Origin of the sequence: Saccharopolyspora sp. CA-218241 (genome assembly GCF_050954615.1) — a bacterium.
GTDB lineage: Bacteria > Actinomycetota > Actinomycetes > Mycobacteriales > Pseudonocardiaceae > Saccharopolyspora > Saccharopolyspora cebuensis.
The window spans coordinates 4,523,587-4,547,628 of the sequence record NZ_CP191860.1; the positions used below are offsets into that span (position 1 = coordinate 4,523,587).

At 75.7% G+C, this 24,042-nt stretch carries 21 protein-coding genes and 2 riboswitches; of the genes, 1 reads left to right on the forward strand and 20 read right to left on the reverse strand.

What is annotated here, in order from left to right; all coding sequences use genetic code 11:
• Positions 1 to 19: 19 nt before the first annotated feature.
• The 5 genes from cobA to ACQP0T_RS21540 form a co-directional block, all read right to left on the reverse strand.
• Positions 20 to 1,243 (reverse strand): uroporphyrinogen-III C-methyltransferase, encoded by a 1,224-nt coding sequence (gene cobA, locus ACQP0T_RS21520; protein WP_433869701.1) that lies wholly within the window; start codon positions 1,241 to 1,243, stop codon positions 20 to 22.
• Complete coding sequence (locus ACQP0T_RS21525) at positions 1,227 to 2,135, reverse strand: sirohydrochlorin chelatase (protein WP_433869702.1); 909 nt, start codon at positions 2,133 to 2,135, stop codon at positions 1,227 to 1,229. The genes cobA and ACQP0T_RS21525 overlap by 17 nt, the downstream gene beginning before the upstream one ends.
• On the reverse strand, positions 2,132 to 2,755 hold the full coding sequence (locus tag ACQP0T_RS21530; RefSeq protein WP_433869703.1) for a precorrin-8X methylmutase: 624 nt from the start codon (positions 2,753 to 2,755) through the stop codon (positions 2,132 to 2,134). Before ACQP0T_RS21530 ends, ACQP0T_RS21525 begins: the two co-directional genes overlap by 4 nt.
• Positions 2,756 to 2,926: 171 nt before the next feature.
• A riboswitch (cobalamin riboswitch) is annotated at positions 2,927 to 3,050 on the reverse strand.
• Between the two features lie 167 nt (positions 3,051 to 3,217).
• Complete coding sequence (locus ACQP0T_RS21535) at positions 3,218 to 3,856, reverse strand: response regulator transcription factor (protein ID WP_433869704.1); 639 nt, start codon at positions 3,854 to 3,856, stop codon at positions 3,218 to 3,220.
• On the reverse strand, positions 3,808 to 5,631 hold the full coding sequence (locus ACQP0T_RS21540; protein ID WP_433869705.1) for a sensor histidine kinase: 1,824 nt from the start codon (positions 5,629 to 5,631) through the stop codon (positions 3,808 to 3,810). Before ACQP0T_RS21540 ends, ACQP0T_RS21535 begins: the two co-directional genes overlap by 49 nt.
• Before the next feature lie 161 nt (positions 5,632 to 5,792).
• On the opposite strand from ACQP0T_RS21540, the gene ACQP0T_RS21545 reads away from it, so the two are divergent.
• Entirely contained in the window at positions 5,793 to 6,311 is a 519-nt protein-coding gene (locus ACQP0T_RS21545) for a hypothetical protein (protein ID WP_433869706.1), read from the forward strand.
• Between the two features lie 9 nt (positions 6,312 to 6,320).
• On the opposite strand, the gene ACQP0T_RS21550 is transcribed toward ACQP0T_RS21545, so the two are convergent.
• The 15 genes from ACQP0T_RS21550 to ACQP0T_RS21620 all read right to left on the reverse strand — a co-directional run bounded on the left by ACQP0T_RS21550 (position 6,321) and on the right by ACQP0T_RS21620 (position 24,039).
• Complete coding sequence (locus ACQP0T_RS21550) at positions 6,321 to 7,736, reverse strand: pyridoxal-dependent decarboxylase (protein ID WP_433873805.1); 1,416 nt, start codon at positions 7,734 to 7,736, stop codon at positions 6,321 to 6,323.
• A 262-nt stretch (positions 7,737 to 7,998) separates the two neighbouring features.
• Positions 7,999 to 8,184: a 4Fe-4S binding protein gene (locus ACQP0T_RS21555; RefSeq protein WP_433869707.1), complete on the reverse strand. Its 186-nt coding sequence runs from the start codon at positions 8,182 to 8,184 to the stop codon at positions 7,999 to 8,001.
• Positions 8,174 to 9,925 (reverse strand): precorrin-3B C(17)-methyltransferase, encoded by a 1,752-nt coding sequence (gene cobJ / locus ACQP0T_RS21560; protein WP_433869708.1) that lies wholly within the window; start codon positions 9,923 to 9,925, stop codon positions 8,174 to 8,176. Before cobJ ends, ACQP0T_RS21555 begins: the two co-directional genes overlap by 11 nt.
• 166 nt (positions 9,926 to 10,091) lie before the next feature.
• The gene (gene cbiE / locus ACQP0T_RS21565) at positions 10,092 to 11,285 is read right to left on the reverse strand and encodes a precorrin-6y C5,15-methyltransferase (decarboxylating) subunit CbiE (protein WP_433869709.1); all 1,194 of its coding nucleotides are present in this window, start codon (positions 11,283 to 11,285) and stop codon (positions 10,092 to 10,094) included.
• A complete protein-coding gene (locus ACQP0T_RS21570) occupies positions 11,270 to 12,433 on the reverse strand; it encodes a cobalt-precorrin-5B (C(1))-methyltransferase (RefSeq protein WP_433869710.1) in 1,164 nt (387 codons plus the stop codon). The genes cbiE and ACQP0T_RS21570 overlap by 16 nt, the downstream gene beginning before the upstream one ends.
• The gene (gene cobM / locus ACQP0T_RS21575) at positions 12,423 to 13,775 is read right to left on the reverse strand and encodes a precorrin-4 C(11)-methyltransferase (RefSeq protein WP_433869711.1); all 1,353 of its coding nucleotides are present in this window, start codon (positions 13,773 to 13,775) and stop codon (positions 12,423 to 12,425) included. Before cobM ends, ACQP0T_RS21570 begins: the two co-directional genes overlap by 11 nt.
• Entirely contained in the window at positions 13,769 to 14,503 is a 735-nt protein-coding gene (gene cobI, locus ACQP0T_RS21580) for a precorrin-2 C(20)-methyltransferase (RefSeq protein WP_433869712.1), read from the reverse strand. The genes cobM and cobI overlap by 7 nt, the downstream gene beginning before the upstream one ends.
• Positions 14,500 to 15,843 (reverse strand): cobyrinate a,c-diamide synthase, encoded by a 1,344-nt coding sequence (locus ACQP0T_RS21585; RefSeq protein WP_433869713.1) that lies wholly within the window; start codon positions 15,841 to 15,843, stop codon positions 14,500 to 14,502. The genes cobI and ACQP0T_RS21585 overlap by 4 nt, the downstream gene beginning before the upstream one ends.
• Complete coding sequence (gene cobO / locus ACQP0T_RS21590) at positions 15,840 to 16,454, reverse strand: cob(I)yrinic acid a,c-diamide adenosyltransferase (protein WP_345355425.1); 615 nt, start codon at positions 16,452 to 16,454, stop codon at positions 15,840 to 15,842. The genes ACQP0T_RS21585 and cobO overlap by 4 nt, the downstream gene beginning before the upstream one ends.
• A 200-nt stretch (positions 16,455 to 16,654) precedes the next feature.
• Positions 16,655 to 17,419, reverse strand: coding sequence for an ESX secretion-associated protein EspG (locus ACQP0T_RS21595; RefSeq protein WP_433869714.1), 765 nt, complete (start codon positions 17,417 to 17,419; stop codon positions 16,655 to 16,657).
• Positions 17,420 to 17,556: 137 nt separating this feature from the next.
• A complete protein-coding gene (locus tag ACQP0T_RS21600) occupies positions 17,557 to 19,284 on the reverse strand; it encodes a hypothetical protein (RefSeq protein ID WP_433869715.1) in 1,728 nt (575 codons plus the stop codon).
• Positions 19,285 to 19,568: 284 nt separating this feature from the next.
• Positions 19,569 to 20,084, reverse strand: coding sequence for a DUF3558 family protein (locus ACQP0T_RS21605; RefSeq protein ID WP_433869716.1), 516 nt, complete (start codon positions 20,082 to 20,084; stop codon positions 19,569 to 19,571).
• Positions 20,085 to 20,115: 31 nt separating this feature from the next.
• Positions 20,116 to 20,514 carry a hypothetical protein gene (locus ACQP0T_RS21610; protein ID WP_345355436.1) on the reverse strand — a complete coding sequence of 133 codons (399 nt, stop codon included), beginning with the start codon at positions 20,512 to 20,514 and terminating at the stop codon, positions 20,116 to 20,118.
• A 357-nt stretch (positions 20,515 to 20,871) separates the two neighbouring features.
• A complete protein-coding gene (locus ACQP0T_RS21615; protein WP_433869717.1) occupies positions 20,872 to 23,001 on the reverse strand; it encodes a VWA domain-containing protein in 2,130 nt (709 codons plus the stop codon).
• A 54-nt stretch (positions 23,002 to 23,055) separates the two neighbouring features.
• Positions 23,056 to 23,181, reverse strand: a riboswitch (cobalamin riboswitch).
• A gap of 405 nt (positions 23,182 to 23,586) precedes the next feature.
• Positions 23,587 to 24,039: a GNAT family N-acetyltransferase gene (locus tag ACQP0T_RS21620; RefSeq protein WP_433869718.1), complete on the reverse strand. Its 453-nt coding sequence runs from the start codon at positions 24,037 to 24,039 to the stop codon at positions 23,587 to 23,589.
• Positions 24,040 to 24,042 lie beyond the last annotated feature (3 nt).

Sequence of the window (24,042 nt, forward strand, 5' to 3'; positions counted from 1 at the left end):
CCGGACCCACCCGCGCGCGTCAGTCCTTCAGCCCGGCGACCGGGCCGATGACCACCACCGCCGGCGGTTGGACGCCCTGCTCCCGCACGTCGGCCCCGACCCGGTCCAGCGTGGTGCGCAGCGAGCGCTGCGTCGCGGTCGTGCCCTCCTGCACCACGGCGACCGGGGTGTCGGCGGGGCGGCCGTGCTCGATCAGGACCTCGGCGAAGGACTCGATGCGCTGCACCGCCATCAGCAGCACCAGGGTGCCGCGCAGCCGGGCGAGCGAGGGCCAGTCCACCAGCGAGCGCTCGTCGTCGGGTGCGACGTGCCCGGAGACGACGACCACCTCGTGCGCCACCCCGCGGTGCGTCACCGGCACGTCGGCCACCGCGGGCACCGAGAAGGCGCTGGTGATCCCCGGCACCACCGTCACCGGCACGCCCGCCTCGGCGCAGGCCAGCAGCTCCTCGAAGCCCCGGCCGAACACGTAGGGGTCGCCGCCCTTGAGCCGGACCACGAACCGCCCCGCGCGGACGCCGTCGATCAGCGTCCGGTTGATCACGTCCTGGTTCGCCGCCCGGCCGTACGGGATCTTCGAGGCGTCCACCACCTCGACGTGCGGGCCCAGCTCCTCCAGCAGCTCGCGGGGGGCGAGGTGGTCGGTGACCACCAGGTCGGCCTTGGCCAGCAGCCGCCTGCCGCGCACCGTGATCAGGTCCGGCGCGCCCGGACCGCCGCCGACCAGCACCACCCCGGGCGCCGGGGCGTCGGCGTGCTCGTCGACCACACCGGACTGCAACGCCTCCAGCAGCGCATCGCGCACCGCCACGCTGCGCCGGGGGAATCCGCCGGCGAGCACCCCGAGCAGCAGCCCGTCGTGCTCGGCGACCGCGGGGGTCACCGCGCTGCCGGACACCGCCCGGTCGGAGCGCACGCAGAACACCCGCCGCCGCTCGGCCTCGGCGCCCACCGCGGCGTTGACCTCGTCGGGGGAGGCGGCGGCCACCGCGTACCAGGCGCCGTCCAAATCGCCGTCGCGGTAGCCGCGCCGGGTCCAGGTGATCTCGCCGGCGTCGGCGAGCGCCTCCACCGCGGGGGTGGCCTCGGGGGCGATCACCTCGACGGCGGCACCGGCGCCGACCAGGCGGGGCAGCCGGCGCTGCGCGACGGTTCCCGCGCCGACCACCACGACCCGGCGTCCGGCGAGGTCGAGTCCGGCGAGGTAGTGGTGCTCGGCGGGCGGGTTAGCGGGAGTGTCCATGTGCGTGTCCGTGTCCGTGACCGTGCCCGGTCGGATCGTCGGGGTGGTGGTGCGGCGTCTGCGGCGCACCCAGCTTGTCCTCGAAGCCCGGCAGCAGCACCCGGTAGGCGCAGGTGTCGCAGTTCATCCGGATCTCGCCGTGCAGCGCCTCGTGGTAGCGCTCGACGACGAGCTCGGCCAGGGCGTCGGTGTCACCGAGGTAACCGGAGACGTGGACGTCGATGTCCGGTGCCGCGCGGGCGTACTCCCGGGCCTGTCGGGCCACGCGCTGCGGCAGCACCCCGTCGAACAGGAAGTAGGGCGCCACCACGACCTTCCGCGCGCCGAGGCGGCGGGCCCGTTCCAGCCCGGCCGCGACGTCCGGCGGTGCCAGCGAGACGAACGCGGTCTCGACCGTGTCGAAACCGCAGGTCTCCTGCAAGAGCCGGGAGACCTTGCACACCTCGGCGTTGGCGTCCGGGTCGGTGGAGCCCCGGCCGACCAGCACCACGGCCGTGTCCGCCCACTCCTCGCGCGGCACCACCGCGGCGATCCGCTCGGCCAGCAGGTCCAGCAGCACCGGGTGCGGGCCCATCGGGCGGCCGAAGGCGAACGACGTGCCCGGGTGGCGGCGGACCTCCCGCTCCAGCGCGGCGGGGATGTCGCCCTTGCCGTGCCCGGCGGCGACCAGCACCAGCGGAACCGCCGCCATGGTGCGGTGGCCGCGCGCGGCGAGCTCGCCCCACGCCTCGGTGACGGCCGGTGCGGACAGCTCGATGAAGCCGCCCGCGACGTCGATCCCGGCGGGGGCCATCCGGCCGCGCACCCGGTCGATGAACGCGCGGAACTCCTCGACCCCGCCGTCGTCCACCGTCCCGTGGCCCACGATCAGCAGCGGCTGCGGTGCGGTCACCGGTCCTCCTCCTGGTTCTCCCGCCAGTACAGCAGGGCGTTGACGGCGGCGGCGGCGATCGCCGCACCGCCGCGTTCGGTCAGCGTGCTCACCCCGGGGAGTCCGCTGCGCCGCAACGCCGCCTTGGCGGCCACGGCGCCGACGAAGCCCACCGGCACGCCGACGACGAGCGCGGGTCGCACCGCGCCCGCCTCGGCGAGCCGCAGCAGTTCGGCCAGCGCGGTCGGGGCGTTGCCGATCGCCCACACCGCGCCGTCGGGATGGCGTTCGGCGGCGGCCCGGATGCCCGCGGCCGACCGGGTGAGCCCGTCCTCGGCGGCGACCCCGGGGAGGTCCAACGCGACCAGCGGTTCCCGGGACGTGATGCCCACCGCCACCATGCGCACGTCGGTGATCAGCGCGGCGCCGTCGAGCAGCGCCCGCCGCCCGGCGCGCACCGCGTCCTCGGTGGTGACCACCTCGCCGGTCCAGCTCGGGTCCGCCGTGGTGTGCACGACGCGCTCCACCACGGCGCGGGTCAGCGGGGCGAAGTGCCCGAAATCGGCGCGCTCCCGCATGATCCGGTACGACTCGATCTCGATCGGGTGCACCCGCCGCGGTGGCGGGTCGAACGTGGTCATGCTCGCTCCGGCTCCTCGACTCCGGCCGGACGGGGAGCGACGGCCGCAGCGGAGCGCGCGGGCCGCCGTCGGCGACCGCGTTCCGGCATCCCGCATGGGAGCCCGACCTCCTGGGTTCTCCCGCCCGGGGTGGGGTGTCCGCGCGCCGCGGCGCGACGCGGGGCCGGCGCGCAGTGTCCTGACTCCCGGATCGACGCGGTGTCCCCGGCCTTCCAGCCTTGCGGCCGTGGCCATCGGTGGGGTCCGCTCCCCGGTCACAGTGGCGGGACCGCCCCGGATTCGCACCGGGTTCCTGCACTGCCAGCCGACGTATCCTGACCTGCCGAGCACCCCAGGTCAAACCCCGTGAATTCGATCACGCACCCGGCCCGAGGACGCCCACCTCACCCGGGAGGGTGCCGAGTGAGGGGCGCCTTCATCCGGCTATGTCGGATGAAGGCGCCCCTCACCAGGGTCGCGAGGTCAGCGCTCGAGGTATTCCAGGACCGCCAGGACCCGCCTGTTGGTCTCCGGTTCCTGCGCGAGCCCGAGCTTGCCGAAGATGCTCGCGATGTACTTGCCCACCGCCCCCTCGCTCACCACGAGGCGCTGCGCGATGGCGGCGTTGGAGCAACCCTCCGCCATCAGGGCCAGGACGCCGCGCTCCCGGTCGGTGAGGTCCTGGAGCGGGGCGGCGCGGCGGGCGACCAGGGCCGAGATGACCTCGGGGTCCATCGCCGTGCCGCCCGCGGCGACCCGGCGGACCGCGTCGACGAACTGCTCGGCGTTGAACACCCGCTCCTTGAGCAGGTAACCGACGGCGCCCGCGCCGTCGGCGAGGAGCTCGCGGGCGTAGAGCTGCTCGACGTGCTGGGAGAGCACGAGCACCGGCAGGCCGGGGATCGCGCGGCGGGCGACCAGCGCGGCCTGCAACCCTTCGTCGGTCTTGGTGGGCGGCAGCCGGACGTCGACGACGGCGACGTCGGGGCGGTGGTCGAACAGCGCGGCCTGGAGTTCGGGGCCGGTCTCCACCGCCGCGACGAGGTCGAAGCCGTGCGCGGTGAGCAGCGCGCTCAGGCCGTCCCGGAGGAGGAAGAGGTCTTCGGCGAGGACGACGCGCACGGGATCTCCAAGGTCGCTCGGGTGGGACCGCCGTCCGGGCTGGACAGCGCGAGTGCGCCGTCGAACGTACCGAGCCTGCGCCGGATCCCGGCGAGTCCGCCGACGTGCCCGACGACCGCACCGCCGGACCCGTCGTCGGTGACGGTGATCCGCAGCGCGGTGCCGTCGTGCGACACCTCGACGCGGATGGCCGCGGCGGCGGCGTGCTTGACGGCGTTGGTGACGAGCTCGCGGGTGGCGAAGTAGGCGGCGGCCTCGACGGCGGGCGGGCACCGACCGGGCAGGTCCACCACCGCCTCCACCGGGGCCGCCGACTCCAGGGCGAACGCCCGCACCGCGTCGCCGAGACCGCGTTCGGCGAGCACCGGGGGCCGGATGCCGCGCACCAGCCCGCGCAGTTCCGCCAGCGCGGCGCCGGATTCGTCGCGGCCCTCGGCGAGCAGCGCGCGGGCCCGCTCCGGTTCGGTGGCCAGGAGCTGTTCCGCGGCGGCCAGCTTGAGCCCCAGCGACACCAGCCGCGCCTGCGGCCCGTCGTGCAGGTCGCGCTCGATGTCGCGCAGCCGGTCGGTCTCGGCCTCGGTGGCGTCGGTGCGGGTCTCGGTGAGCTGCTCGACGCGCTGGGCGAGCAGCGCGCGCTCGGTCGGGGCGAGCAGCAGCCGGGCCCAGTACCCGTGCCAGCGCAACGTGATCGGCGCGAGCAGCACCAGCACCGCAGCGGCGAGCAGCCCGGCGGGCATCCCGATCGCCGGGTTGTCCACCAGCCAGCGGGCGAACCCGGTCCAGCCGGCGCGGGCCGCGGACATGTCGAGGAACACGCCCAGCACGGCCCACCACAGCGGCACCCAGAAACCGGCGGCGAACAGCCAGAGCAGTCCCGGCAACGCCAGGCCGAGCCCGCCGACCACCAGGTCCCCCGCCAGCCACAGCAGGTCCCGCCAGGTCGCCGGATCGCGCAGCGCGCGCCGCAGCCGGGCGCTGCGCCACGCGGGCGCCGGGGACTCGACCAGCGAGCGACCGGACCGGTACAGGCCGTCGGCGGTCGGCACCGGCGGCTCCACCGGCAGGTACGCCTCGCCGACCTCGACCCCGGACCAGTCCCGGGCCAGGCGCCGGTTCAGCCCGGCGAGCCACCGCACCCCGTCGACCAGTCGCGGCCAGACGACGATCGCGCCGAGCGGGGTGGCGATCAGCAGCGCCAGCACCGCCAGCACGGCGACCAGGAAGTTCAGCGCGGACAGCGCGCCGAGCACCAGCAGCCGCCAAGTCGCGAGCAGCCGGCGGACCACGGCGTTGGGCCGGCAGCTCCGGTCCGGGGCGGGCCCGAGCTTGCGGGCCGACCAGCGGGCGTGCAGCCGCAGCACCGGCCGTCCGCCCACGGCGGCGGCGAGCCCGAGGACCAGGCCGACGACCGCGTTGGTGAGGAACCAGTCCAGGTCGCGCCCGGTGGCCGGGTCCTCGGCGAGCCACTGCACGCGGCGCACCCAGCGCGGCAGCCGCGGCGACCGGTAGACGATGTTGTCCTGCCGGTACCAGCCCTCGGCGTCGGGTTCGGGGTCCGGTGGTGGCGGCCGGTACGGGGATCCGACCGGCACCCCACCCCACCGCCCGGCGAGCCGGCGGGAGAGGTCGGCGGCCGCGCGGGTCGCCCCGAGCAGCACCTCCCCGACCCGCAGCAGCCCGCACGTCGCGATGCTCAGCGCGACCACCTCCAGTGCGAACCAGACCGGTCCGGTCACGGCGACCGCCGCCACGGCGAACCCTCGTCCTCGATCCAACAACCACCTCGTCATGGCGACGATCCTCGCCGGTCACCGGGGCGCGGCGCACTGCTGCCAGCTCCCCGGTCGGGGTGGGGAAAACCCCACCCCCGGACGGGAGGCAGCGCGGTACCGGAGCCGCCCCGCCCACCGCCACGCTCGGCGCGGAGGTGGTCGCGATGGCAGGAGCGGATGCGGTGGTCGCCGAGGTCGGCCGGAGCGGGCGCGATCCGCTGGCGCTGACCTGCGGACTGCTGCCGGCGGTGCTCGCGGGTGCGGGCGGGGATCTGGTCGCGGGCGTGCTGGCGGGCACCGGGGCGGTGTTGGCGGTCCGGTCGCACCGCGCCGATCCGGCGCTGCTGCTGCGCGCGCACGCGCTGCTGACCGCGGGAGCGGTGGGCGTCGCGCTGCTGGGGCTCGCCGCGACCGGCACCGCCGCCCCGCGCGCGCCGGGGGCCTACCTGGTGGCGCTGGTGCTGGCGGCGGCGGCGCTGACCGGATGCGGGGCGCTGGCCGGGCTCCTGACCCGGGGACCGCGCCCGGCGGCCGTCCTGGCCGGGGTGCTGCTGCTCGGTCCCGCGCTGCTCGCGCGGTGCGCGCTGGCGCAGGGCGCGGCGGGCGAGCCGACCGCCGTCCCGGTGCTGCTGCTGGCCGGCTGCGCCGTGGCCGCCGGGACGGCGGCGGCCCTCCGGGCCTGACCCGCCACCTCACGTCAGCGCGCGCCGGATCCGCTGCCACGCCGCGACGACGTGCCGCCGCTCGGTGCGCGGCGAGCCGACCGCGAAGCGCAGCACCACCCGGCCGTCGACCTTGGTGTGGGTCAGGTAGAGCGCGCCGGAGGCGTTGAGCTCCTCCATCCCGGCCAGCGCGCGCCCGTCGGCGTCCGGCCCGAGCGGGCGGAAGCACACCAGGCCCAGCGGGTGCGGTGCCAGCACCTCGAACCGCTCGTCGGCGCGGACCAGCGCGGCGAACTCCTGGGCCAGCGCGACGGTCCGCCGGATGTGCGCGCGCAGGCCCTCCGCGCCGTACCAGCGCAGCACCGCCCACAGCTTGAGCGCGCGGAACCGGCGGCCCAGCGGGACCTGCCAGTCGCGGTAGTCGATCACCTCGCCGGAGGCGGTCGCCGCGTTGCGCAGGTATTCCGGCAGGATCGACAGCGCCGCCACCAGCGGGGCCCGGTCGGCCATCCACAGCACCGAGCAGTCGAAGTTGGTCAGCAACCACTTGTGCGGGTTGGTGCAGAACGAGTCGGCGAACTCCCCGACCCCGTCGAGCACCCAGCGCAGCTCCGGGCACACCGCCGCGACCCCGGCGTAGGCGCCGTCGACGTGCAGCCACACCCCGTGCTCGCGGCAGATCCGCCCGATCGCGGGGACCGGGTCGATCGCGGTGGTCGAGGTGGTGCCGACGGTGGCGCAGACCAGCGCGGGCACCACGCCCGCGGCGAGGTCCGCGGCGAGCAGCGCCGCCAGGTGCTCCGGATCCATCGCCTGCGTCGCGGGGTCCACGTCGACCACCCGCACGTTGTCGGCCCCGATCCCGGCCATCCGCGCGGCCCGCTCCAGCGAGGAGTGGGTGTGCGCCGAGACGTAGAGCGCGTAGCGGCGGGTGATGCCCTCGGTGGCCGCGCGCCCGCCGCTGGCCCGGTGCAGCGCGGCCAGGCAGGCCACCAGGGCCGCGCTGGAGGCCGAGTCCTGGATGACCCCGCCGCCCGCGGCGTCGGTGCGGACGTGCCCGGGCAGCCCGAGGAGCTCGGCGAGCCAGTCGACGACCACGGTCTCCAGCTCGGTGCACGCCGGGCTGGTCGCCCACACCATGCCCTGCACGCCGAGGCCGCTGGAGAGCAGGTCGCCGAGGATCGCCGGACCGCTGGCGTTGGCCGGGAAGTAGGCGTAGAAGTCCGGGTGCTGCCAGTGCGTGATGCCGGGCAGCAGCACCCGGTCCAGGTCGGCCAGCACCGCGTCGAAGGGCTCACCGCGCTCCGGCGGGTGCGCGGGCAGCGCGGCGCGGATCTCCCCCGGCGCCACCGAGGACCGCACCGGGTACCGCTCGATCCCGGCCTGGTAGTCCGCGATCCAGTCGACGACCTGCTTGCCCCACGCCCGGAACTCCTCGGGGGTCATGTGCTCGCTCACTTCGGTGCCCATCCCTGAACTCGCGTTGCACGGCTTTCCAGAACGCGGCGGAGCCGCATGCGGTGCGGCCGTCAACCGGCACCACCGCCCGTGCTCGGACGTGACCGCTCAGCGGTCCCCTCGCGAGGACAGCCGCGACGCCGTGTACGTCGTTGGTACATCAGGAGCGGCTCCCGGAGCGAGGGGACCGCTGAGGTTCCGCCACCCGCACCGCCACGCAGATCATCGGCGAATGCGGTCCTCGGCAGCGCTAGCCCGCGCGCAGGTCGATGGCGTCGGCCGGACAGATCTCCACGCACTCCCCGCAGGAGGTGCACGCCTCGGCCAGCACCCGGGGGCGGCCCGGCGCCGGGCGCAGCGCGTGCTCCGGGCAGGTCAGCAGGCACGCCCCGCACGCGGTGCAGGCCGCGGAGATCACCAGCGGATCAGCGGGCATCGGCCATCCAGCGGTAGCCGCGCGGGGTGACCATCCGGCCGCCGATCATCGCCGACTGCGAGGAGCCGACGACCACGGTGGTGAACATGCCCACCTCGCCCGGGTCGAACTCGCCGATCGGCGCGCACCACACCCGCTGGTCGTCGCGGGTGGCCTGGTGCACCGCGCCGACCGGCGTGCCCGCCGGGCGGTGCTCGGCGAGCAGTTCCAGCGCCCGCCCCAACTGCCAGTGCCGCTGCGCCGAACGCGGGTTGTAGAAGCACACCACCAGGTCGCCCTCGGCCGCCGCGCGCACCCGGCGCTCGATGACCTCCCACGGGGTGTGCAGGTCGGACAGGCTGATCAGGGCGTGGTCGTGGCCCAGCGGCGCGCCCAGCAGCGCCGAGGCGGCCAGCGCGGCGGTCACCCCCGGCACCCCGACGAACTCGACGTCCCGGTCGGCCTGCTCCAGCGCCGGGCTGGCCATCGCGTACACCCCGGCGTCACCGGAGCCGATCAGCGCCACCGCGCGGCCCTCGCGGGCCAGCGACACCGCTTCGGCCGCGCGGGCCTCCTCCGCGCCGAGGCCGCTGGCGCGCTCCTCGGTGCCCGGCCGGAACAGGTGGCGCACCTGGTCGAGGTACTGGTCCAGCCCGACCACGACGGAGGCGCGGCGCAGCTCGGCGTCGGCGCGCGGGGTCCGCAGCTCCGCCGCGCCGGGACCGATGCCGACCAGCGCGAGCCGTCCGCGCGGCCGGATCCGGGCCGCCGCCGCGGTCACCCCGCGCCCCTTGATCTTGGGCACCACCAGCTCCACCGGTCCGCCCGCGGCGCACTCGGCGGCGCCGCGCAGCGCGGCGGCCTCGGCGACGCTGGCGGTGCCGACCTCGGCGCGGACCACCTCGCTGGGGTTGGGCACCTCGATCCCGGCGAGTTCGGCGGCGGGGTAGGTGAGCAGCCGCAGCTCGTCGCCGTCGGCGTACCAGAACCCGAGGTCCTGCACCGCCTCCAGGATCCCGGTCTCGTCGGCCTTGAGGTCGACGCTGGCGAACGCCCGGACCGCGCGGGGATCCAGGCCGTGCTCGCGCTCCAGGCGGGCGATCGTCTCGGTCACCTCGGTGCGGTCCACCCCGCGCTCGGAACCCACGCCGACGACGAGGGTGCGCGGCACCAGCCGCAGCGTCGGCCCCTCGTCGTCCGGGGCCGCGCGGCGGTCGTCGACCACCACCGTCCACTGCGGATCCACCACGTCGGGACCGACGTTGTCGGGCAGCGCGGGCAGCGGGAAGCCCAGCGGGTTCTCGATGCGCACCGGGGCGCCGTCGAGCACCGCGACACCGCACCCGGCGAGGTCGCCGTCCACCGCGGCGTCGAGGAGGTCGACGAGCTCGTCCAGCGGCGTGCTGCCGGTGCTGTCGGTCGCGGTGGTCACCACCGGGGTCGCGCCCAGCACGTCGGCGACCTGCTCGGCGAGCGCGTTGGCGCCCCCGGAGTGGCCACCGGCCAGCGCGATGGCGAACCGGCGGGCCTCGTCGACGCAGACGATGCCGGGATCGGTGTGCTTGTCCCGCAGCAGCGGCGCCACCAGCCGCACGGCGGCTCCGCTGGCCAGGAAGAACACCGCCGCGTCGAGGTGGTCCCAGACGCGGCGCAGCGCCGGGCCGGGCGGCCCGTCCACCAGCACCGCGTCCGGCCCCAGCCGGGCGGCCAGTTCGGTCGCGGCCCGTCGTCCCGCGGCGGTCACCGCGAACAGCCCGATCACGTCGTCTCCCCTGCTTCCCGGCCCGCCACCGCGGACCTGATCACCGGTCCAGCACCCGTCGTCGACGCGCACTACCCGTTCGGTACCTGGGTGCGGGGCACCCCGTACCCAGTGACGTGGTACCGGGTGCCCCGCACTCCGTTCGGCTTTCCCCGCGCAGTCGCCCTCACCGCACTCCCGTCAGCAGGACCACCGGGTTGGTGCCCTCCAGCCTGGAGGACCCGTCGGGGAGCTCGGCCAGGCGGGCGGCGGCGAGCTGCACGCCCTCGACCTGGTAACCGGCGGCGCGCAGCGCGTCCCGGGTGCCCGCGATCCGGTCCAGCGCCGCCAGCGCCACCACCACCCGCTCGGCCCCGGCGTGCGCGCAGGCGGCGACGACCTCGGACCCGCCACCGCCGACGAAGACCGCGTCCGGCCGGGGCAGCTCGCGCAGCGCCTGCGGGGCGGCGCCCTCGACCACCCGGACGTCCACGCCGTGCCCGGTCGCGTTGGTGATCAGCCGCACCACCTGCGCTTCGTCCCGCTCGACGGCGATGGTGGCGGCGCCGAGCCGGGCGCACTCCACGGCGACCGACCCCGATCCGGCGCCGACGTCCCACACCAGGGTGCCGGGGCGCGGCGCGAGCCGGGCCAGCGCCACCGCGCGCACCTCGGATTTGGTGATCATGCCGTCGCGGTGGGAGAACTCGTCCTCCGGCAGCGCCCAGCCGGACGCCGGCGGCAGCGGCTCGCCGCCGGCGGACCAGCCGCGCGCCGGCACCGCGTCCGGATCGGCCTGGCAGAGCACCACGTTGGGTTCGCGCCAGGTGCGGGTGGCCGCCTCGGCCGGATCGACGGTGACCACGGATTCGTGCTCGCCGCCCAGGTCCTCGGCGACGGTGAGGGTGCGGCGCCAGCCGTCGAGGCCGGAGCCGAGCTGCGCCGGTCCGGCCCCGGGCGCGGTGAGCACCGCGACCGCCGGGCGGGCCCGGCACACGTTGATCGCCTGCCGCAGGTCGCGGCCGTGCGCGCTGACCACCGCGACGTCGTCCCAGGACCGGCCCGCGCGGGCCATCAGCCGGGCCACGCTGGAGGTCGCGGGCAGCACGGCGCAGCGCAGGCCCCGCTCCCGCAGGGCCCGCAGCACGCCGAAGAACCCCGGGTCGCCGGAGGCCAGCACCACGGCGGACTCCGCACCGGTCAGCGCGCCCAGGGCGCCCAGCGCCGGTTCCAGCGCGCCGAGCTCCAGCGTGCGCACGTGCGCCGGGGCGTGCGCCGCCAGATGCCTGCGCCCGCCGATCACCAGGCGCGCCGATTGCAGCGCCTCCTCGGCGCCCTGCGGCAGCGCGCCGCCGTCGACTCCGATCACCGTGACCGCCACGTCACCCACCTCGCCTCGGTGGCCGCCACCACGTGCTCGCCCTCGAAGTCCACCATAGCGACCCGAGCGCGCAGCCGGCGGCCGGTCTCCTCGCTGAACCGCTCCAATACTGCGGCCACCGACGTGCACAGCCGGTGCGCACACGCCGGGAGCAGCCCGGCGTCCTGCCACACCTCGTACGCCCGGCGCGCGGTGGCCGCCGCACCGATCTCCTCGACCTGCTCCGGGGTCCCGCCGAACTCGGCGGTGATCCGCCCCAGCAGCGGCGTGTCCACTTTGGACCTCGTGTAGTGCGTCATGACTACGCCGGAGGCCAGCTTGGTGAGCTTGCCGATCATGCCGACGAAGACGACGTCGGTCAGCCCGTGCTCGACGGCCCGCCGGATCGCCGCACCGGTGAAGTCACCGACCTCGACGAAGGCCACGTCCGGCAGGTCCGGCAGCAGCCGCATCGCGGCCCGCTCGGTGCGCCCGCCGGTGGACAGCACCACCGTCCGGCCGCCCTGCGCCGCCGACACCGCCACCGCCTGCTCGACGCTGGAGCGCCAGGACGCCGTGGAGAACGGGCGCACGATCCCGGTGGTGCCCAGGATCGAGATGCCGCCGAAGATGCCCAGCCGCCGGTTGGTGGTCTTGTAGGCCATCTTCTCGCCGCCGGGCACGCTGATCGTGACGTCCGCGCCGCCGTCGCCGAGCACCTCGCGCACCGCCTCGGTGATCATCCGGCGGGGCACCGGGTTGATCGCCGGACCGCCGACCTCCAAGCCCAGGCCCGGCTTGGTCACCACGCCGACGCCCTCACCGCCGCGCAGGTCCACCGCGCCGTCCGCGCGCGGGGTCACCGTCGCGGTCAGCCGGGCGCCGTGGGTGACGTCCGGGTCGTCGCCCGCGTCCTTGACCACCACGGCCGTCGCGGCCGGGCCGACGTGCGCGGAATCCACCTCGAAGCGGCGCGGCCTGCCGTCCGGGAAGACCACGTCGACCACCGGCGGGAGCGCGCCGGTGACCATCAGCTCGGCCGCCGCCTTGGCCGCCGCCGCCGAGCACGCGCCGGTGGTGAAGCCGGTGCGCAGCGCCTTGGGCCGGACCTTCGCGGTGCGCGGCAGGTCCGGCTCGCGCAGCTCCGGCCCGGCCGGGTCACCGCTCATCTGACGTGCGCTTGCCCTTCGCGGTCGAGCGGGACTTCGCCGCCTTGGGCTCGGCGGCCTTGGTGGTGCGGCGCTTCGGCGCGGACTTCCCGGTGGAGGTCTTCGCGGTGGAGGTCTTCGCGGTGGCCTTCGCGGTGCCGGTGCTCGCCGGGGAGGTCCGCTTCGGCGCCGCCTGCTCCGGCTCCGCCTGCTCCGCGGCGGGCTGCTTGGGCTCGGCTTGCTCCGGCTCGGGCTGCTCCGGCTCGGCTTGCTTCGGCTGGGCCGCCGCGGGTTCGGCGGTCCGCTCCGGGACCTGCTCGGGTTCCGGCGCGGGGCGCTGCTCCGGAGCCTCCGCCGGGGCGGCGTCCGCGTCCTGCTCGGCGAACAGCTCCGGCTGGGCGGAATCCACCCGCGCCGCCGAGCGGTGCGCCGCGACCTTGGCGGCACCGCGCGCGGTCGCCTGCCAGTCGCGCACCGCCCACCAGGCGACGTCGGAGTCGCGGACCGCCCCGGGCCCCGGCTCGGCGGGCTCCGGCTCGGCGGGCTTCGCGCGCCGCGAGGGGCGTTCGGCGCGCAACGCCCGGCGGGCGGCGGGATCGGCGCGGCGGTAGGTGTGGAAGTGCCCGGCGTGGTACAGGTGCGACCGGGTGCCGCCGCTGGTCAGCGCCTTGCCGACGATGAACAGGGTGTGCCGCCACAGCTTGTGCTGCTTGACCGTCTGCTCCAGCTCGCCCAGCGTGGTGCGCAGCATCAGCTCGTCCGGCCAGGTCACCTTGTAGGCCACCAGCACCGGGGTGTCGTCGTCGTAGCCGCCCGCCCGCAGCTCCTCGACGAGCTGCCCGGTGCGCGCGGCGGACAGGAACAGCGCCATCGTGGTGCCGTGCTTGGCGAACTCGCGGACCTTCTCGCCGTCCGGCATCGGGGTCTTGCCGCCCTCCAGCCGGGTCAGCACGAGCGACTGGGCGACCTCGGGCACGGTGAGCTCCCGGCCGACCGAGGCCGCCGCGGCGGAGAACGCCGCCACGCCCGGCACGATCTCGACCTCCAGCGCCATCCTCGCGCACGCGTCGTACTGCTCCTGCACCGCGCCCCACAGCGACGGGTCCCCGGAGTGCACCCGCGCGACGTTGAGCCGTTCGCGCTCGGCCCGGCGGTAGATCTCCACCGCCTGCTCGTGGGTCAGCCGCGAGGAATCGACGAGTTCGGCGTCGGGGCGCGCGTGCTCCTGGATGCACTCCGGGGCGACCAGGCTCGCGGCCCACACCACGATGTCGGCCTCGGCGATCCGCCGCGCACCGCGCACGGTGATCAGATCGGCCGCGCCGGGTCCGGCACCGATGAACGAGATCCGGCCACTCACCATTGCTCTCCTCTGCCGCGTCGAGGGGGAAGGACTACCACAGTGGACAGGTACGGCGCCCCGTCGTCGTCCACTTCGGACAAGGGGAGCACCCGCGCGTCGGGGGTGCCCAGGTGCTCGGCGTAGATCGCGCGGTCCGAGGCACCGCTCTCGGCGATCACCGACCGCAGCTCGCCCAACCGCCTGCCGCCCTTGTAGGCGACGACGGTACCGCGTGCGCGCAACGCCTCCCGCAACGCCGCGACGTCGCGCATCGCCGGGATCACGGTCAGCGGTTCGGCGCCCTCGGTGAGCGCCACCCCGGCCTGCGCCGCGGTCGCCTGCATCGCGGTGATCCCCGGCACGGTGGTCACCTCGACCTCGGGCACCAGCTCCCGAACGGTGCTCGCGAGGTAGCTGAACGTGGAGTACACCGCCGGATCGCCCAGGGTCGCGAAAACCGCGGTGCCGCCCCGCTCGCGCAACCGGCCGGCGACCTCCTCGGCCGCGGCGTCCCAGTGCCGCCTGCGCCGCTCCTGCGGGCCGTCCACCGGATCGGCCAGCGCGAACACCAGCCGCCGCACCCGCTCGTCGGCGCCCAGGTGCGCGCGCACCACCGCTTCGGCGCGGCCCTGCTCGTCCGACGCGAGCACCGGCACGTAGACCGCGTCGGCCTCCCGCAGCGCGCGCAGCGCCGCCAGGGTCAGCAGTTCCGGGTCGCCGGGGCCGACACCGATGCCGATCAGCTTCATCGCGCGCACTCCTCGACGAACCGCTGGACCGACCGGGGTTGCCCGGCGGGGTGGGTGTGCAGGTACGAGGCGTGCAGCCGGGGCCCGGCGAAGCCCTCCCGCCCGCCGCGCCAGAACCAGGCGGGCTGCGTCCCGCCGCCCGGTTCCAGGGCTGTGCGGTGGAATTCGTGTCCGGTCACGCGTTCTCCTCCTGCGAAGACGGGGGAATCCCCGGCGGACACCGCGTCGCGGTAGCCGAGGACCAGGCGCTCGGTCATCCGCGCCCGCGCCGGGAGCACCCCGCACTGCGGGTGCCCGTCGAGCTCCTCGGCCAGGTACAGCAGCCCGCCGCACTCGGCGTGCACCGCGCCGCCCGCACCGGCGAACCGGGCGATCTCCCGCCGCAGCGCGGTGTTCGCGGTCAGCTCGGCGGCGTGCTGCTCCGGGAACCCGCCGGGCAGCACCACACCGCGCGTCCCGGGCGGCAGCGCCTCGTCGCGCAGCGGGTCCAGCAGTGCGACGCGGGCCCCGGCGGCGGCCAGCAGTTCCGCGTGCTCGGCGTAGCCGAAGGTGAACGCCGCTCCCCCGGCGACCGCGATCAGCGGCCCGCCCGGCCGGGCCTCGACCTCCGCGGCGGGATCCCAGGCCGGTCCTGCCGGATCCGGCGCGGCACCCGCCAGCGCGACCACGGCGTCCAGGTCGACCGAGGCGGCGACGACCTCGGCCATCGCGTCCACCGCCCGCACCGCCTCGGCCCCGCGCTCGGCGGCGGTGACCAGCCCGAGGTGGCGGGACGGCACCTCCAGCGCCGCGTGCCGGGGCAGCGCGCCGAGCACCGGCAGCCCGGCGGCGTCGGCGGCCGCCCGCAGCACCTGCTCGTGGCGTTGCGACCCGACGCGGTTGAGCACCACGCCGCCGATCCGCACCCCGGGGTGGAAGTCGCGGAAGCCGTGCAGCAGCGCGGCGAGGCTCTGCCCTTGGCCCTTGGCGTCGACCACCAGCAGCACCGGGGCGCCGAGCAGTTCGGCGACGTGCGCCGTCGAGCCGAAGGCGACCGGCCCGGGCGAGTCGAGGCGGCCGTCGAACAGGCCCATCACGCCTTCCACGACCGACACCTCGGCACCGGTGGCGCCGTGCCGGAACAGCGGCGCGATCCGCTCCTCGCCGACCAGCACCGGGTCGAGGTTGCGCCCCGGGCGGCGGGCGGCGAGCCGGTGGTAGCCGGGATCGATGTAGTCCGGCCCCACCTTGAACGGCGCCACCTCCGTGCCGCGCGCCCGCAGCGCCGCGAGCAATCCGGTGGCCACCGTCGTCTTGCCCTGCCCGGAAGCCGGGGCGGCCACCACGATCCGGGGCGTCACCACTCGATGCCCTTCTGCCCCTTCTGCCCGGCGTCCATCGGGTGCTTGACCTTGGTGGTCTCCATGACCAGGTCGGCGGCGTCGAGCAGTTCCTGCGGCGCGTACCGGCCGGTGATCACCACGTGCTGGTGCCCGGGGCGGTCGCGCAGCTCCGCCACCACCTCCGCGACGTCCACCCAGCCCCAGTGCAGCGGGTAGGTGAACTCGTCGAGCACGTAGAGCCCGTGGCGCTGGTCGCGCAGTCGGCGGGCGATCTCGCGCCAGCCCTCCAGCGCCGCCGCCGCGTGGTCCTGCTCGGTGCCCTGCTTGCGCGCCCAGGACCAGCCCTCGCCCATCTTGTGCCACTCGACGGGGCCGCCCTCGCCGGTCTCCTCGTGCAGCCTGCCGAGCGCGCGGAAGGCGCTCTCCTCGCCGACCCGCCACTTCGCGGACTTGACGAACTGGAAGACGCCGATCGGCCAGCCCTGGTTCCAGCCGCGCAGCGCCAGCCCGAACGCGGCGGTGGACTTGCCCTTCATCTCACCGGTGTGCACCACGACCAGCGGGCGGTTGCGGCGCTGTCGCGTGGTCAGACCGTCGGCCGGTACCGCGGTCGGCTGTCCCTGAGGCATGGACCGACCCTAACGGCACCGGCGGCGGGCCCCTGCGCTCGACGAACACCGGAACCGGGGTTTCAGCCGGTCCGCGCGGCCCCGCCGGAAGTCAAGCGTGGGTGATGTCACCGCAGAACCCGCCCGCCACCGCGGTCCGCGCACCCCGTTCGGGACCCCCTCACCCGGTTCCCACGGGCGCCGTCTCCCGCGGGAGCGGGTCAGCGGAACCTGGCGAGGTGTTCGTCCAGGTGGCGCTGGAGCGTCGCCCGGTCCGCCCCGGCGAAGGTGTTCCACCGCTGGCCGTCCTGGTTCCGCCGGGTGGTCATCGAGTAGCGGCCCTGCTCGGTGTCGCGGAACCCGATGGCCGGGGCCTGCCCCGAGGGACCGCTGATCAGGAAGTAGCCGAGGCGCCGCACCGGCAGCGCCATGATCGCCGCGGCCCGCTCCGCGTCCCGGCCGCCCGTCGAGGTGGTCGGGCCGTAGTCGAGCCAGCGCGGTCCCCGCTCCTCGCTCTCCTCCTGCTGCGCCTCGGGTTCAGCGGGCACCAGCACCGACGCCGCCTCCAGCCGACCGGCGGGCTCGTCCGGGACCAGTTCGGCGCACTGGCGGGCCAGCCCGCGCACGTCGAGGAACCGCACCTGGAAGCCGCGCGGGTCCTGCACGGCGAGCACGCCGGTGCGCCCGGCGGCCGCGATCCGGGCCCGGAACACGTCGTCGGCACCGGTCTCGTACACCGCCACCGCGATCGACACCGCAGCGCGGTCCAGCAGCGACAGCGCCTGCTCGACCTCCGCTTCGACCTGGCCCCGGTACGCGAGGTTGCGCTGCTCCAGGTCGGCCCACATGCGCTCGCGCAGCGCCCGCCGCTCGTCGAAGGTCGCCGCGAAGTGCGGCACCTCGAACGGGAACCGCCGCAGGTCCAGCCGCAGCTCCTCGCCGAGCAGGTCCGCCGCCGCGAGCGGGAGCGTGAACGAATCGAGCATCGAGAACCCCATCACCACCGGCGCCGTCGGCGGAACCGCTCCGCCGACGGCGCGTGCGAGCCGCCGGTCTGCCTCAGGACGTCCGTACCGGTGCGGGCGGCGCCTGAGGTGCCGCCGCCCGCACCGCGGGAACAGCGCTACTCGAAGACCGGCGGCGCCACCGGCGGCAGCCCGAGGTCCCGCCACGCGTCGTCGTTCTCCTGCAGGTACTTGTTCTGGTGGTCGAGGTCGTCGTCGCCGCCCTGGCCCCGGCCGGTCGGGGCGCCGCCGGCGGGCCCGGCCATCCCGGCGCCGCCCCGGCCACCGGCCACCGCGCCCCCGGTCACCGCCGCACCACCGGGCGTGCCGGGGACTCCGCCGACACCGGCGCGGCCACCCGGACCGGGCTGGGCCGACGTGCCCGCGCCGCCCGCACCACCGGCGGCGCCGAGACCACCCGCGCCGCCGGCCGCGCCCAGGCCGCCCGCACCGCCGAAGCCGCGTCCGGCGCCACCGGGTGCACCGGGCGTTCCGGGGTTGGGCACACCGGGCGCGTGGGGGCCGTTCGGCCCGAAGCCGCCGGGACCGCGACCGCCGGACGGTCCGGAACCGTCCCGCCCGCCGGGCCGGTAGCCACCGGGGATCGGGGCCCAGTTGCCGTTGTAGGGGTTGCGCTTCTCCCAGGTGCCCGTCTGCGGGTTCCAGCGGGTGTCACCGCCGCCGGGACCGGTGCCACCGCCGTGACCGGAGTGCCACTGCGAGGTGGTGGACCTCGGCCCGGTGGTGTAGGAGGGCACGTCCGGGACCCTGTACTGCGGCGTGCCGCCGCCTCCGCCCTGGCCGGGCGCCGTTCCGGGGGAACTCGGCTGCACCGAGCCGGGGGTGTACGAGCTGGGGGTGACCGAAGCGGGCGGGGTCGAACCGGGAGCCGAACCAGGGGGCACCGAGCCCGGCGGGACCGAGCCGGGCGGCGCGCCCGGGACGGCGGCGCCGGGACCCTGGCCGCCCGCGGCCGGAGTCCCCTCGGCCAACGCCGACCGGGTCTGCATCGGGGTGGCCGGCTCCTGGAACGCGCTGAGCATCGTGGTCGGCTTGAGCCGGCTGAGCTCCTGCGCCTGGTCGGGATCCTTCGGCGCGGGGAGGAACGTCGGAGTCTGCTCGGCCGCCGTGCCGAAGTCGTTTTCCATCGTGGTGAGCACCTGCGCCGCTTCCTGGTGCGCGGCGCGGGACTCCTCCTGCTTCTGCACCATCTGGCCGACGCGGGCGATCATCATGATCGGGTTCTGCTCGGCCGCCAGGCCCTGCATCTCCTGCTGCAGGTCGAACTCGACGACCTCGGGCATCGCGTTGCGCGCCCGCTCCCCGGCCTCGGCCTGCATCCCGACCTGGTTCGCGGTGAGCTGCGCGGCCTTGCCGGAGTGGCCCATGTGGTCGGCGACGTTGGTGACGTGCGCGCGCATCGCGTCGCCCGCCTCGCCCTGCCAGTTCTCCTCGGTCTTGGTCGCGGCCTGCCGGATCCGGTCGGAGAAGTCGCGCAGCTTCGCGCCGTGGTCGTGGTAGACCCGGCCGATCTCGTGCACCGCACCGGGGTCGAAGTCCTCCCGGACGAAGCGGTCGAGCTCCTTGTGCTCGTACGACAGGTAGTTCGTGCCGCCGAGCGGGCCGGGCCGGGCGCGCAGCTCCTGCTCCTCGGCCAGTTCCTCGGCCCGCCGCTTCCCGTACTCGTCGGCTTGCTTGTCGGCCTGCACGTGCGAAGCCAAGGCGCCGAAGAGCAGGTGCAGCGGTGAATCGGGGTGCTCCTCCTGGATCTCCCGCACCCGCTCCTCGTACATGGCCTGCTCGCGGTCGGCGATGTACTCCGACTCACCACCCGGTGGCGACGTCATGCTGCCCCCTGCCCAAGTCCTCCGGAAGCCCGGCTTCCGGCATCGGTGCGTCCTGCGTTCCGAGGTGTCCGCCGGAGTACCCGTTCGCGGCGACTGCGGATCGGACACCGTTGTCCGCCGTGAACCCGCCCGGCGCCGAGCGCGTGGACCACCGCGTCAGGACGGCTGCTCGGGACGTCCCGCGCCGACCGGCGACCGGTCGCGGGGCGGCGTCGAACCGGGCCCCCGCACGCGGAGGATATCCCAGGAAGATCGATCCAGGCGGATGAATCCACGGACTCATGTCAGCCGGCCGGGAGCTTCTCGGCCACCACCGGCGCCAGCCGCTGCGCCACCGCGCACGCGGTGTCGTTGTTCATGTCGTCGGTGATGGCGGCGACCCCGGCCGAGGCGGTACCGGAGACCGGGAGGAGCACCTCGCAGGTCCCGTCGCCCTCGGCGCCGCGCGCCAGCTTCGCCGGGCGGTCGCCGACGGTGGTCTCCGAGACCTGGTACTGCGACAGGTCGAGCTGCTCGACCGCGCGGTCCGGGTGCAGGTTGACCGCCACCCCGCCTTCCGGGACCTCCCAGCGGCACACCAGCGAGCCGAGCTTGTCCTCGCGCTCCCCGGGGCCCGGCACGCCCGCCGAGGGGTCGAGCAGGCCGCACGGGTCGACCTCCGCGAACGGCCCGGCGCTCGTGGCCGTCTCCCCGGCGGCGGTGGTCGCCGACTGCTCGGGCGGCGGCGAGGCGCTCGGGCCGCCGCAGGCCGTGCAGGTCAGCGCCACGGCGATCCCGCCGGTGACGAGCGCTCGCGGCATCGGACGACGCAACGGATTCACACTCCTGATCTCAAGCCTGCACGTCGAAGCGGCGGGAGTTCCCGTCGTCGACCTCCTGGTAGAGCTCGATGCCCTTGCGGATCGCCTCGACGACCTCCGGCACCCGGCTGCGCAACTGCCGGAGCATCTCCTCGTACGAGCGGCCGTCGTCGCCCGCGGCGACGAGCCGGTCGAAGTGCGCGATCTCCTGCCCGGCGGGGCTCGGACCCAGCGGCACCTTCTGCTTGAGCAGGTCGAGGTCCTGCCACATGCCGCGCATTTCCTCGCCCATGTCCTCGAAGATCCGGATGAGCTCCTCACCCGCTTCGGGAGTCACCTGGAACCGGCCGCCGTTGGCCGCGTTGATGATTCCCATCATGGCTTCGTTCGCGGCGGCGAGTCCCGCCACGGCACCGGCCGATTCGGCCATCTCGCACCGTCCCCGATTCGTTTCGACACGCCCCGGCAAACGGAAAGTTAGCACCTGTTGATCTGAGCGCGATGTCCCGCACCCGTGCGACGCCCGCCGCACCCGGGACCGCGCGGCGAACTGGACCCGAATGGGCCAACGGGATGGCCCCGAACGGCCGCGGACGGGAATCCTCCCGCGCACCGCCGGACCCGGCCCGGTAACCACAAGGCCCCGCGCTCCACCGGCCTGGGGGTTGCCGGGAGCGCGGGGGCACTCGGGAAGTCCACCTCTGGGGGTCAGGCGGACAGCGGCAACGGTACCAATGCGCCGCGCGATCCCGGCCGCGAAACGCCGAATCTCGTGACCGAACCGAGATCAGGCGGCGCGCTCCCGGTCCGGACGCGCCGCCCGGACCACCCCGGCGACGTTCTCCGCGGACAGCTCCTCCAACCGCAGCCGGGGCGCGTCGAGGGCCGTCGCTACCCGTCCCGCCAGGCCGAGCCGGACCGGACCGCTCTCGCAGTCGACGACCACCGAGGCCACCTCCATCCGGGAGAGGAGCCCGGCGGCGCGCACCGCGTCGTCCACCGCGCGGCGCGCGCGTTCCCGGGCCGAACCCGCCGCCGCGTCGACGGCGACGGTGGCCTTGCCATCGGTGAGCAGCACCAGCAGCGGGCGGCGCTGCGGATCGCGGGTCCGCTCGGTGCGCAGCACCGACCGCGCGGTGAGCAGCCCGTCGGCCAGCGGGGTCCGGCCACCGGTGCGCAGCGCGCGCATCCGGGTGGCGGCCACGTCCACCGACGAGGTGGGCGGCAGCGCCACCTCCGCCCCGTCGCCCCGGAACGCGACCACGCCGACCTTGTCCCGCCGCTGGTAGGCGTCCCGCAGCAGGGACAGCACCGCACCGCTGACCGCCGACATCCGCTCCCGCGCCGCCATCGACCCGGAGGCGTCGACCGCGAACAGCACGAGGTTGCCCTCGCGGCCCTCCCGGACCGCCCGGCGGACGTCCTCGCGGTGCAGCAGCAGGCCGGGTCCGCTGCGCCCGCGCGCCCGCTGGTGCGGGGCCGCCGCGGCGAGCGTGGCGGTCAGGTGCACGCCGTTGCCCTCCACCGCGGAAGCGCGGACCCCGCGCCCGGTGCGGGACCGGCTGCGCGAGCGCCGTCCCGGGGCGCCTTCGCCGAGTCCCGGCACCTCCAGCAGCCGCGCCCGGAAGGCCGGTTCCGGTGCCGCGGGCTGCCGGTCGGCACCGCCCGAGCCCTCGTCGCCGTCAGCGCCACCGCTGCGGCCGCCGTCGCCCTCGTCGCCGCTGTCGGGCGCACCGGCCCCGGGCCCGCCGTCATCGGGCCCGCCGTCATCGGGTCCGCCGTCATCGGGTCCGCCGTCGTCCGGACCGCCGTCATCGGGGCCGCCGTCCTCGGGAGCACCGCCGCCCGGGCCGTCCGGCGGCGGGTCGTCGTCGCCGTCCCCGGCGTGCTCGGCGGCCTCGGAGAGGGCCTGCTGCAACTGGTCCTCCGCCATCCCCGGCTCGTCGAACGGGTCGCGCCTGCGCCGGTGCGGCAGCGCCAGCCGGGCCGCCGTCTCGACGTCCTGCTCGGCCACCGCGTCCGCGCCGCGCCACGCCGCGTGCGCCACGGCGGTGCGGGCCAGCACCAGGTCGGCGCGCATCCCGTCGACCTCCAGCGCGGCGCACAGCGCGGAGATGCGGCGCAGCTCGGAATCCGGCAGCACCACGGCATCCAGCCGGGCGCGGGCCTCGACGATGCGCCGGGCCAGCTCCGCGTCGGCCTCCGCCCACTGCCCGGCGAAGCCCTCCGGGTCGTCCTCGAAGGCCAGCCGCCTGCGCACCACCTCGGTCCGGGTGGCGACCTCGCGGGCGGCGGCGACGTGCACGGTCAGGCCGAACCGGTCCAGGAGTTGCGGGCGCAGCTCGCCCTCCTCCGGGTTCATCGTGCCGACCAGCAGGAACGACGCGGCGTGCGAGACCGACACCCCGTCGCGCTCGACGTGCGCGCGACCCATCGCCGCGGCGTCCAGCAGCAGGTCGACCAGGTGGTCGTGCAGCAGGTTGACCTCGTCGACGTAGAGCACGCCCCGGTGCGCGGCGGCCAGCAGGCCGGGCTGGAAGGCGCGGACGCCCTCGGTCAGCGCGCGTTCCAGGTCCAGCGAGCCGATCAGCCGGTCCTCGGTGGCCCCGACCGGCAGCTCCACCAGCCCGGCCGGTCGGCGCTGGGCCACCACCGCGTCGTGCGGGCCGTCCGGGCACCGGTCGTCCAGCGCGTCGGGGGCGCACCCGAACCGGCAGCCCTCGACGACGTCGAGCGCGGGCAGCAGCCCCGCCAGCGCCCGCACCGCGGTCGACTTGGCGGTGCCCTTCTCACCGCGCACCAGCACCCCGCCGATGCGCGGGTGGATCGCGTTGAGCAGCAGCGCGAGCCGGAGGTCGTCGTGACCGACCACGGCGGAGAACGGGAAGCGCGCGGCGGCGCGCGGAGGAGCGGTCATGCCGGGTTCCTTCCTCGGGTGTCGGACGCCCCGGGTATCGGGAAGGAGGGGCCGCAGTGTCCTGGCTCCCGGATCGGCGCGGGCCGCCGGCCTTCCCAGGCATCGCCCGGTGGCACGTGGTGGCGGACCGCTCCCCGGTCACAGTGGCGCCGACCGCGCCGGATTCGCACCGGCTTCCTGCCGCACCCCTCGCGTGGATCACCCGGCATCGTCGCAGACCCCGATCACCGGACCAACACACCCGAGACCAGCGCCACGTCCCCACCCCACGGACTGTTTTCAGAATGGCCTGCGTGGCGGTGCGGGTGGCGGAACCTCAGCGGCCTTCTCGCTCCGGGCGCCCTTCTCGATGGATCGCCAATACACGGCATCAGGGCGTCCTCGCGAGAAGACCGCTGAGCGGTCACGTCCGAGCACGGGCGGCGGTGCCGGTTGACGGCCGCACCGCATGCGGCTCCGCCGCATTCCGAAAAGACCCCGAACTCGGGCAAGGGTGCCCCTCACTCAGTTCCTTTCGGATGAGATGAGTGGGGCGTCGGCCGCTTTCGGAGCTCAGCGGTGCCGTCGTCGTTGCGGCGCGGGGGATCAGGCGCGGCGCATCGGGACGTGGGGGATGCCGTCCTCCAGGTACTCCTCGCCGTCCTCGGCGAAGCCGAAGGAGCGGTAGAAGTCCACGGCGTAGGTCTGCGCGGAGAGCACGACCGGTCTGCGCCGGACCTCGGCGACGGCGGCGCGCATCAGCTTGCGCCCCAGCCCGAGGCCGCGGGCGCCCTGGGCGGTGCACACCCGGCCGATCCGGTAGACGCCGTCGGGGTCCTCCAGCAGGCGCAGGTAGCCGAGCACGAAACCATCGGCGGAATCGATCCAGAAGTGCCGGGTGGTCTCCTCGAGATCCCTGCCGTCGAGCTCCGGGTACGCGCACTGCTGCTCGGCGACGAAGACGTCGACGCGCAGGCGCAGCATCCGGTAGAAGTCGTCGGCGTCCAGGTCCGCGGTGTAGGCGCGGTGGACGGCGGTCGCGAGCGGCTGGAGGGTCACCTG